Source organism: Actinomadura sp. NPDC048394, assembly GCF_040651755.1.
In the GTDB taxonomy this organism is placed as follows: Bacteria; Actinomycetota; Actinomycetes; order Streptosporangiales; family Streptosporangiaceae; genus Spirillospora; species Spirillospora montaniterrae.
Genome location: NZ_JBEZJL010000015.1, coordinates 149,700 through 159,925 on the forward strand (window position 1 = coordinate 149,700; position 10,226 = coordinate 159,925).

At 72.9% G+C, this 10,226-nt stretch carries 5 protein-coding genes; 1 reads left to right on the forward strand and 4 read right to left on the reverse strand.

All coding sequences use genetic code 11. From position 1 onward, the window contains the following. Positions 1-186: 186 nt before the first annotated feature. A complete protein-coding gene (locus tag AB0C78_RS13260) occupies positions 187-2,874 on the forward strand; it encodes an AAA family ATPase (RefSeq protein WP_360746354.1) in 2,688 nt (895 codons plus the stop codon). Positions 2,875-2,906: 32 nt separating this feature from the next. Here AB0C78_RS13260 and narI read toward each other — a convergent pair whose 3' ends face one another. From narI to AB0C78_RS13280, 4 genes are read right to left on the reverse strand one after another with little or no spacing between them, the layout of a single operon-like run. Beyond that, a complete protein-coding gene (gene narI / locus AB0C78_RS13265) occupies positions 2,907-3,650 on the reverse strand; it encodes a respiratory nitrate reductase subunit gamma (protein WP_360746357.1) in 744 nt (247 codons plus the stop codon). Next, positions 3,647-4,303 (reverse strand): nitrate reductase molybdenum cofactor assembly chaperone, encoded by a 657-nt coding sequence (gene narJ, locus AB0C78_RS13270; RefSeq protein ID WP_360746360.1) that lies wholly within the window; start codon positions 4,301-4,303, stop codon positions 3,647-3,649. Before narJ ends, narI begins: the two co-directional genes overlap by 4 nt. After that, positions 4,300-5,937, reverse strand: coding sequence for a nitrate reductase subunit beta (gene narH / locus AB0C78_RS13275; RefSeq protein WP_360746363.1), 1,638 nt, complete (start codon positions 5,935-5,937; stop codon positions 4,300-4,302). The genes narJ and narH overlap by 4 nt, the downstream gene beginning before the upstream one ends. Next, positions 5,934-9,620 (reverse strand): nitrate reductase subunit alpha, encoded by a 3,687-nt coding sequence (locus AB0C78_RS13280; protein ID WP_360746365.1) that lies wholly within the window; start codon positions 9,618-9,620, stop codon positions 5,934-5,936. The genes narH and AB0C78_RS13280 overlap by 4 nt, the downstream gene beginning before the upstream one ends. Positions 9,621-10,226: the final 606 nt, after the last annotated feature.

Sequence of the window (10,226 nt, forward strand, 5' to 3'; positions counted from 1 at the left end):
TTCCCTTCGTGCCGGATCGGGACGCGGAGCAGGGGCCGGAGCCGCTGCCGGGGCCGGGGCCGGGGCCGGGGCCGGGGCCGGGGAGCGTCCCACGGTGGCCATCCGCTTCTCCGCGTTCTCCATGGAGACGACGCTAGGAATCGGGCACGCTACGGACATCTGTGGAACCACTCATCGGGGTACTCAATGACGACGTTCGTCGGGCGCGAGCGCGAGATGGCCTTCCTGTCCGGGCGGCTCACCGAGGCGCTGGCCGGTGACGGCGGCGCGGTGCTCGTCGAAGGCGACGCGGGCGCGGGCAAGACCGCCCTGGCGCACGCGCTGGTGCGCCGCGCCCGCGCGGACGGCGTCCGCACCGCCTGGGGCGCGTGCCTCGAAGGCGAGGGCGCCGCGCCCTACCGGCCCTGGACGCAGGTCTTCCGCGCCCTCGGCCTCCCTTCCCCCGACCTGGCGGGCGGCAGTAGGACCCGGCTGTTCGACGAGGTCGCCGGGCAGGTCCGCGACGCCGCCGGGCCGGGGCTGCTGCTGGTCCTGGACGACCTGCACTGGGCCGACCCGTCCTCGCTGTCGCTGCTGCAGGTCGTGGCCGCCGAGGCGCCGGACGTGCGGCTGCTGCTCGTCGGCCTGTACCGGGGTCCGGAGGCTCCGGCGGCGCTGCGGCCCGTCCTGCGCGGGCGCGCCTGCTCCCCCATGGTCCTCGGCGGCCTGACGCCGGGCGAGACCGGGCGGCTGGCGGCGGACGAGCTCGGCCACGAGCTCGCCGACCGCGACCTCGCGGGCCTGCGCGAACGCTCCGGCGGCAACCCGCTGTTCGTGCTGGAGCTGCTGCGGCTGCGCAAGGCGACCGGCGACACCGCGGGGCTGCCAAGCGGTGTCCGCGACGTGATCGAGCAGCGCGCCGGGCGGCTCGGCCCGGCCGCCGCGGCGGCGGTGCGGCGCGCCGCCGTCCTCGGCCGCGAGTTCACCCTGCCGGTGTTCACCGCGGTCACCGGCGAGCCGCCCGAGGCGCTCGACGAGGCGGTCGCGGCGGGCCTCGTCCGCGTGGACGCCGCCGGGACGGCCCGGTTCTCGCACGCCCTCGTCCAGGAGGCGCTCTACTCCGGGCTCGGCACGGTGGAGCGGGAGCGGCTGCACGCCCTGGCCGCCGAGGCCGTCCGGGCGGACGGCACCGCCGAGGCGCTCGCCTACCACCTGCGCGAGGCCGGCGACGCCGACCGGGCTTTGGAGGCGACCCTCGAAGCCGCCCGGCAGGCCGTCTCGCGGCTCGCGCACGAGCACGCCGCCGCGCAGTACCGCGCGGCGCTCGCCCTGCCCGGAGCCGCCGCCGTCCGCGCCGAGCTGCTGGTGGAGCTGGCGCGCTGCGAGTTCCGCAGCGGCGAGGTGGAGGAGGGCTGGCGGCACTGCCGCGAGGCCGCCGACCTCGGCCGCGCGACCGGCGACGCGCGGGTCGTCGCCGACGCCGCGACGGTGCCGCGCGACCTCGCGTTCTCCCCGCTGACCGCGCAGGTCCACGCGCTGTGCCGGGACGCGCTGGCGCTGCTCGGCGGCGCCGACCCGGTCCGGGAGACGCGGCTGCTCGCCCAGCTCGCGGTCACCGCGGACCCGTGGGCGAGCACCGCCGCAGGCTCCGGTCCCGCGCTCGGCGAGCGGGCGCTGGCGGCGGCGGAGGGCACCGGCGACCCCGACGTGCTGCTGCTGGCCCTGCAGGCCCGCCAGACCGAGCTGGCCAACGGGCGCCACGTCCAGGACCGGCTGGCGCTGGGCGAGCGCGCCGCGCTCCTCGGCCGGACGCTGCCGGAGGCCGCGCTCTGGGGGCACACCTGGCGGATGGACGGGTTCGCCGAGCTGGGACGCCGCGTCGACTTCGACGCGGAGCTCGCCGCGTTCACCGGGCACGTCGAACGGTCCGGCGAGCCGCTGTGGCGGTGGCGGCTGCTCCTGCTCCGGGCGGCCGTCGCGCACGTCGAGGGCCGCTTCGCCGACGGGCGCGCCCTCGCGGCGGAGGCCCTCGCGCTCGGCCGGCGCTGCCGGCACGGCGGCGCCGAGCACCTCGACCTGGTCTTCGCCGCGCACGCCGCGATGCTCACCGGCGAGGGCCTCGCCGAGGTGGAGCCGCTGGTCCGCCGGCTCAGCAAGCACGGCCCGTTCTTCGCCCGGTCCTGGCTCGCGGTCGTGCTGGCCCATCTCGGGCGGCGGGACGAGGCCGCCATGATCTGGCGGAGCGTCGCCCCGCACCTCGACCGGGTGCCCGCGCCCGCCGCCGAATGGCTGATCATCTCGGCGGGGCACGCGGAGCTGCTGAGCCTGCTCGGCGAGACGGCCGGGGCGCCCGCCGTCTACGCGACGCTGCTGCCGTTCGCGGGCCGCCAGTCGGTCGGCCCCGCGCACACGCCGTGGGGCGGGCCCGTCAGCCTGCACCTCGGACGGCTCGCCCTGCTCATGGAGGACGCCGAGGCCGCCGGCGCCCACCTCACCGCCGCCCTGGCGGAGAGCGGGGCGCTCGGCTCGCCGCCGTACCAGGCCATGACCCACCTGGAGCTGGCCCGCCTGTGCGCGCTGCGCCGGGGGCCCGGCGACGTCCGGGCCGCGGCGACGCACCGCGAGACGGCCCGCGACCTGGCCGAACGCCTCGGCATGGCGCCGCTCGCGGAGAAGGCCCGCGCGCTCGCCTCCGCCGGTGGGCCGGGGCCGCTGTCGTCGCGGGAACTGCAGGTCGCCGCGCTGATCGCCGAAGGGCTCAGCAACCGCCAGATCGCCGGCCGCCTGCACCTGTCCGAGCGGACCGTGGAGAACCACATCTCGCACATCCTCGACAAGCTCGGTGTCGGCAACCGCACCCTCATCGCGTCCTGGCACCGGCGGACCGGGGCGTGACCGGTCAGGCGCGACCGGCCAGGCGTGAGCGGTCAGTACGGCACGCCGATCTTCCGCCAGCGCCGGCCGCCCGTGCCCGGCTCGGGCGGCGGGCCCGCACGCCGATCCCGGTAGACGACGTAGGGCCGCCACAGGTACCACAGCGGGTAGCTCCAGGCGTGGACGAGCCGGCTGAACGGCCACACCGCGAAGATCATCCAGGCGGCGGTGGCGTGCACCTGGTACATCACCGGCGCGTCGCCGATCGCCCGGTGGTCCGGGTCGCCGGCGAACAGGCTGCGGAACCACACCGACACGGTCGTCCGGTAGTCGTAGCCGCTCCCGAACTCCTGCACGCCGAGCGTCAGGTAGATGCCGAGCAGGCTGATGACGCCGAGCAGGACCAGCGCGAGGTAGTCGACGCCGCTGGTGGTGGCGCGGACGCGCGGCACCCCCATCCGGCGGAAGATCAGGATGCCCGCGCCGATCAGCACCCCGATCGCCGCGACGGACCCGGCGATGCCGGAGAACAGGGTGTACGCCCGCTCCGGGACGCCGAGCCACTCGGTGAACGACCGCGGGATCAGGATGCCGATGACGTGCCCGGCGATCGCCGCGAACGCCGAGTAGTGGAACAGCGGCGCGCCCCACTTCAGCAGCCGCCGCTCCTGCAGCTGCGTCGACCGGCTCGTCCAGCCGAACTGGTCGTAGCGCCAGCGCCAGATGTGCCCGACGACGAACACGACCATCGCCGCGTAGGGCAGGATCACCCACCACCACAACTCGAAGCTGCTCACCGCCGTGCCCCCGTTCCGCTGCCGTCGAGGTACCCGGGCGGAGCGAACGGCTCCAGCCCCACCTCCTCCTCTGGTGGTCCCTGCTCCCATGCGCGGCCGACCAGCGCCAGGTCCCGGCGGCCCAGCTTCGGCAGCCGCGCGCACACGGCCGCCACCACGTCCGCGTAGGGGGTCCCCGCGTCGGCGAGCGCGCGGCGCAGCAGTTCCAGGTCGGCGCGGTGCCCGCGCAGCAGCTTCTCCCCGCGCGGGGTGAGCGCCGCGAAGTCCAGGACGAGCGGCAGGTAGTCGGGCAGCTCGTCCTCCGACGGCTCGAACCCGGCCGCGCGGTACGCGGCCTTGAAGGTGAGCATCGCCATCCCGCGCTTGCGGGTGTCGCCGTACCGGTAGTACGTGAGGTACAGCGCGCAGCGGCGGCGCAGGTCGAACGTCTCGACGTAGTGCTGCGCGACCTCGGTCGGCGGGGTGGCGCGCAGCCAGCGCAGGAAGCGGGCGAAGCCGTCCCGGGTCGCGCGCGGCGCGGTCGCCGCCGCGGCGGCGTCGAGGTGGCCGAGCCCGTCGAACAGCGCCTGGGTCGGGTACTGGAGCAGCACCGAGGCGAGCTTGTACGGGCCGACCTTGCCGTCGGCCCCGCGGTCGACCGGGGCGCGGCTCACGGCTCGCCCGCCTCGGGGAAGAGGTGCGGGGCGTCGCCGCGCCCGTTCCAGCCGAGCAGGTTGAAGTGTGTGCGGCCGTCGCCGGCGCGGAACGTGCTCCCGCCGCCGGAGGCGTTCGCGGACCTGCCCGGATGGAAGCTCTCGAAGCTCGGCGGGCCGTCCCCGCCCATGCCGGGGCCTCCCTCGCCGTCCAGGCTGCAGAACAGCTGCTCGTGCTGGGCCATCAGCCGGCCCGCGTCCTCCGCGTGCGCCTTCGGGACGACGTAGCGGTCCTCGTACTTGCCGATGGCGAGCAGCCGGTACAGGTCGTCGAGGTCGTCGGGGGTCGCGCCGACCGACGCGGGCAGGTCCTCGTCGAGGTCGAGGCCGAGCTGCCCCGCCCGCATGACGGCGCGGACCGCGGCCAGCTTCCGCAGCACGTCCCGGACCGTCTCCGCCTTCCCGGCGGTGAACAGGTTCGCCAGGTACTCGATGGGGATCCGCAGGTCGTCGATGGTGGCGAACACCCGGTCGGGGTCGCCGTGGTCGTAGCCGGCCGCGTGCGCGACGTCCGCGACCGGGGACAGCGGCGGGATGTACCAGACCATCGGCAGCGTCCGGTACTCCGGATGCAGCGGCAGCGCCACCCGGTGCCGGACGGCGAGCGCGTACACCGGCGACCGCCGCGCCGCGTCCACCCAGTCCGCCGGGATGCCCGCCCTCGCGGCCTCCGCCTGCACCTCCGGGTCGGACGGGTCGAGGAACACCGACAGCTGCGCCTCGTAAAGATCCTGCTCATCGGGGGTCGCGGCGGCCTCGGTCACCTTGTCGGCGTCGTACAGGAACAGGCCGAGGTAGCGGAGCCGACCCACGCACGTCTCCGAGCAGATCGTCGGCTGCCCCTCCTCGATGCGCGGGAAGCACAGCGTGCACTTCTCCGCCTTGCCGGTGCGGTGGTTGAAGTACACCTTCTTGTACGGGCAGCCCGACACGCAGAACCGCCAGCCCCGGCAGCGGTCCTGGTCGACCAGCACGATCCCGTCCTCGGACCGCTTGTACATCGCGCCGGACGGGCACGACGCGACGCACGACGGGTTCAGGCAGTGCTCGCAGATCCGCGGCAGGTAGAACATGAACACCTGCTCGAACTCCATCTTGACCCGGTCCTCGATGCCTTTGAGGTTCGGGTCGGACGGCGCGGTCTCGGGCGCGCCCGCCAGGTCGTCGTCCCAGTTGCTGCCCCAGCTCAGGGTCATGTCCCGGCCGGTCAGCGCCGAGATCGAGTGGACGCTCGGGTTCCGCGTGCCGAGCGGCGCGTTCACCACCGTCTGGTAGTCGTAGGTCCACGGGTCGCCGTAGTCGTCGATCGACGGCAGGTTCGGGTTGTAGAAGATCGACAGCAGCTTCAGCAGGCGCCCGCCCGCCTTCAGCTGGAGGCGTCCCCTGCGGTCGAGCTTCCAGCCGCCGTTCCACCGGTCCTGGTCCTCGTACCGCCTCGGGTAGCCGACGCCCGGCTTCGTCTCGACGTTGTTGAAGTACACGTACTCGGTGCCCGGACGGTTCGTCCACGTCTGCTTGCACGTCACCGAGCAGGTGTGGCAGCCGATGCACTTGTCGAGGTTCATCACCATCGCGACCTGCGCCATCGGCCTCATCGGAACCGCACCTCCTGGGCGCGCCTGCGGATCACCGCGATCTCGTCGCGCTGGTTGCCGGTCGGGCCGTGGTAGTTGAACGCGAAGCTGAGCTGCGCGTAGCCGCCGACCATGTGGGTCGGCTTGATCACCAGGCGGGTCAGCGAGTTGTCGGAGCCGCCGTGCCAGCCGGAGATCTCCGACCGCGGCGTCATGAGATGCCGGTCCTTCGCGTGATACATGAAGACGGTCCCGCGCGGCATCCGGTGGGTGACGACGGCGCGGCAGGCCACCACCCCGTTGCGGTTGTACGCCTCGATCCAGTCGTTGTCCTTCACGTCGATCCGGGCGGCGTCCTGCGGGCTCATCCAGATCGTCGGGCCGCCGCGGAACAGCCGCAGCATGTGCAGGTTGTCCGCGTACTCCGAATGGATCGACCACTTCGAATGCGGCGTGAGGTACCGGACGGTGACCTCGGGACGCCCCTCCTCGCGCGCCCCCAGCTCCCCGGCGAAGTGGCGGACGTGGTTCAGCGGCGGGCGGTACGCCGGCAGCGCCTCCCCGTACTCGTGGATCCAGTCGTGGTCGAGGAAGAAGTGCATCCGGCCCGTCAGCGTGTGCCAGGGCCGTTTCCGCTCGACGTTCACCGTGAACGGCGAGTACCTGCGGCCGCCCGACTCGCTGCCGCTCCACTCCGGGCTGGTGATCACGGCGCGCGGCTGCGTCACGGTGTCGCCGAACGAGATGTGCTCCCCGGCCCGCTCCTCGGCGAGGTCCGCCAGCGGCATACCCGTGCGTTTCTCCAGGTCCTTCCACGCCTGGACGGCGACGCGCCCGTTCGTCGTCCCGGACAGCGCGAGGATCGCCTCGGCCACGTGCACGTCACGGGCCAGCGCGGGACGGCCGTCCGCCACCCCGCCGCGGACCGTGCCGTTGGACTTCCGCAGGTACTCGACGGCGCCCTCCGGCACCCACGTCATGCCCTTCACGGACGTGCCGAGCGAGTCGACCAGCGGGCCGAGCGCCGCCATCTTCGCCGCGACCGCCGTGAAGTCGCGCTCGATCGTCACCAGCTTCGGCATCGTCACGCCCGGGACGGGCGCGCACTCGCCCGCCTTCCAGTCCAGGACCCGGCCGCCCGGCTGGGCCAGCTCGTCCGGAGTGTCGTGCATCAGCGGCACCGGCAGCACGTCGGTGCGGGTACCGAGGTGGTCTTCCGCGAGGCGGGAGAAGTCCTCGGCGATCAGCCGGAACGCGTCGAAGTCGGTGCGGGTCTCCCACGGCGGCGCGATCGCCGGATTGAACGAATGCACGAACGGATGCATGTCCGTGCTCGACAGGTCGTGCTTCTCGTACCAGGTCGCCGCCGGCAGCACGACGTCCGCGTACGTGCACGAACTCGTCATCCGGAAGTCGATCGTGGTCAGCAGGTCGAGCTTGCCGCGCGGCGCCTCGTCCCGCCACACCACCTCCGCCGGGCGCAGCTCCGGCGGCGACTCCTCCGCGCGGACGGCGTCGTCCGTCCCCAGCAGGTGCCGCATGAAGTACTCCATGCCCTTGCCCGACGAGCCCAGGACGTTCGCCCGCCAGATCGTCATCACCCGCGGCCAGTTCTCCGGCGCGTCCGGATCCTCGCCCGCGAACCGCAGCCGGCCGGCCTTCAGCTCGTCCACGACGTGATCGGGCACCGGACGTCCCGCCGCCTTGGCCTCGTCGGCGAGATCGAGCGGGTTGCGGTCGAACCCCGGATGGCTCGGCGTCCAACCCATCCGCGACGCCTGCGCCAGGCAATCCGCGAACGTCCTGTTCCGGAACAGGCCGCGGCCGAGCGGTGTCGCCATCTCCTGCGGGCCGAACGTCTCGTACCGCCACTGGTCGGTGTGCAGATAGAAGAACGACGTGCCCGTCATGTGCCGGGTCGGGCGCTGCCAGTCCAGCGCGAACGCCGTCTGCTGCCAGCCCGTCAGCGGACGCACCTTCTCCTGCCCGACGTAGTGCGCCCAGCCGCCGCCGTTCACGCCCTGGCAGCCGCACAGCATCACCAGCGTCAGGAACGTCCGGTAGATCTCGTCGGAGTGGTACCAGTGGTTCGTCCCGCCGCCCATGCAGATCATCGACCGGCCGCGCGACACCTCCGCGTTGCGGGCGAACTCCCGCGCCACCCTGACGGCCGCGTCGGCGGGGACCGTGGTGATCTCCTCCTGCCAGGCGGGAGTGCCCGGCTGGGACGCGTCGCCGTAGCCGTCCGGCCACTCCCCCGGCAGGCCGTCGCGGCGCACCGCGTACTGCGCCATCAGCAGATCGAGGACCGTCGTCACCAGCCGCCCGCCGACCCGCGCCACCGGCACCCCGCGCCGGACCACCGCGCCGCCCTCCGTCTCGCCTACGTCGAAGCGCGGCAGATCGATCGGCCGCGACTCCTCGTGCCGGCCGTACAGGGTGAGCAGCGGGTCGACGTCGCCGAGATCCAGATTCCACCGGCCCATCCCCGACTCGGTGAAGCGGAACCCCAGCGACCCGTTCGGCGCCACCGCCTCGCCCGTGCGCGAATCCAGCAGGACCGGCTTGTGCGCCGCGCCCTCCCCCTCGTCGCCCAGTTCGGCCGCCGTGAGGAAACGTCCCGGGACCACCGCGTCGCCGCGCTCCTCCAACGTCACCAGGAACGGCAGATCGGTGTAGGACTTGGTGTACTCCGTGAAATACGGCACCTGCCGGTCGCGGAAGAACTCGGTCAGCACCACATGGCCCATCGCCATTCCGAGCGCCCCGTCCGTGCCCGGCGCCGCCGCGAGCCAGTCGTCGGCGAACTTCGTGTGGTCGGAGAAGTCCGGCGACACCACCACGACCTTCTGGCCCCGGTACCGCGCCTCCGTCATGAAATGCGCGTCCGGCGTCCGCGTGATCGGCAGATTCGTGCCCCAGACGATCAGGTACGACGAATTCCACCAGTCGCCCGACTCCGGGACGTCCGTCTGATCGCCGAACACCTGCGGCGACGCGATCGGCAGATCCGCGTACCAGTCGTAGAACGACAGGATCGTCCCGCCGATCATCGACAGGAAACGGGTGCCCGCCGCGTACGACACCATCGACATCGCCGGAATCGGCGAGAACCCGACCACCCGGTCCGGGCCGTACTCCTTCACCGTGTGGACGTGCGCGGCCGCGATCAGCTCCGTGACCTCCGCCCACGTCGACCGGACGAACCCGCCCTTGCCGCGCGCCCCCTTGTACAGCGCCGACCGCGCCGGATCACCCGTGATCTCCGCCCACGCCGCCACCGGATCCCCGAGCCGCCGCCTCGTCTCCCGCCACATCTCCAACAGCGGCCCTCGCACGTACGGATACCGGACACGCGACGGCGAATACGTGTACCAGGAGAACGACGCGCCGCGCGGGCAGCCCCGCGGCTCGTACTCCGGAGAGTCCGGGCCGACCGACGGATAGTCGGTCTGCTGCGTCTCCCACGTGATGATGCCGTCCTTGACGTACACCTTCCACGAGCACGATCCCGTGCAGTTCACGCCATGAGTCGAACGGACCTCCCGGTCGTGCCGACACCGCTCCCGATAGAACTCTTCGGCATTCCGTCCGCCGTGCCGATGCAGCCGCCGATAATCACCGGAAGGCTTCCCTGGGACGAAGAACTGCGCCTGGCGCAGCACTTTCTCGATCGGCTCACCACCCGGCAGCAACGGCGCCATCCCGCCGCCGGGTGGGGTCGCACTGGTCTTTGTCGTGCTGTTCTTTGGAGGCGCGCTGGCCTTTGGGGGCGGGCTACTCTGCGGGTTCGTGTCGTCCGAACCCAGCGGCCCGGTTGCCGATGCCATGCGTACCCCTCGCCCCCCGAGACCGATGCCGCAGCCGCACGCCACCCCACCCCCAGACGCGCGCATACGGCCGGGTAGCTACCCGGCTCGAGAACGATCAACCAACCGGCCTTCAGCCGACGAAACCGCAGGCAAGACAGCACCCGGCGCGAGAGGGCGCGTGCGGGAGACGGCGCCCGAAGTGAGGGCAGCACTCCGTGAGGTGGTTGCACTCGAAGCGAGGGAGGTACGGGGCGGCGGTTGTGGCGTCGGGACGAGGTGGGCCTAGGGCTCCCGCCCGGCCCGTGAACGACTGGCCGATGAGGCAGCGGACGGATGGGCGGGGCGCGAAAGTCTTGAAGAAGATGCGAGAAGGGCATAGGGAGGGCTCGTTTATCGGAGAAAAGGTGTTCGGGTGGTGGGGTGGCGCTTGCGTACGGGGCCGCCCCTCCAAAGTCAAGGGCGCCTTCGGCGTCGCTACGCGATGGACTTCGTCCACCC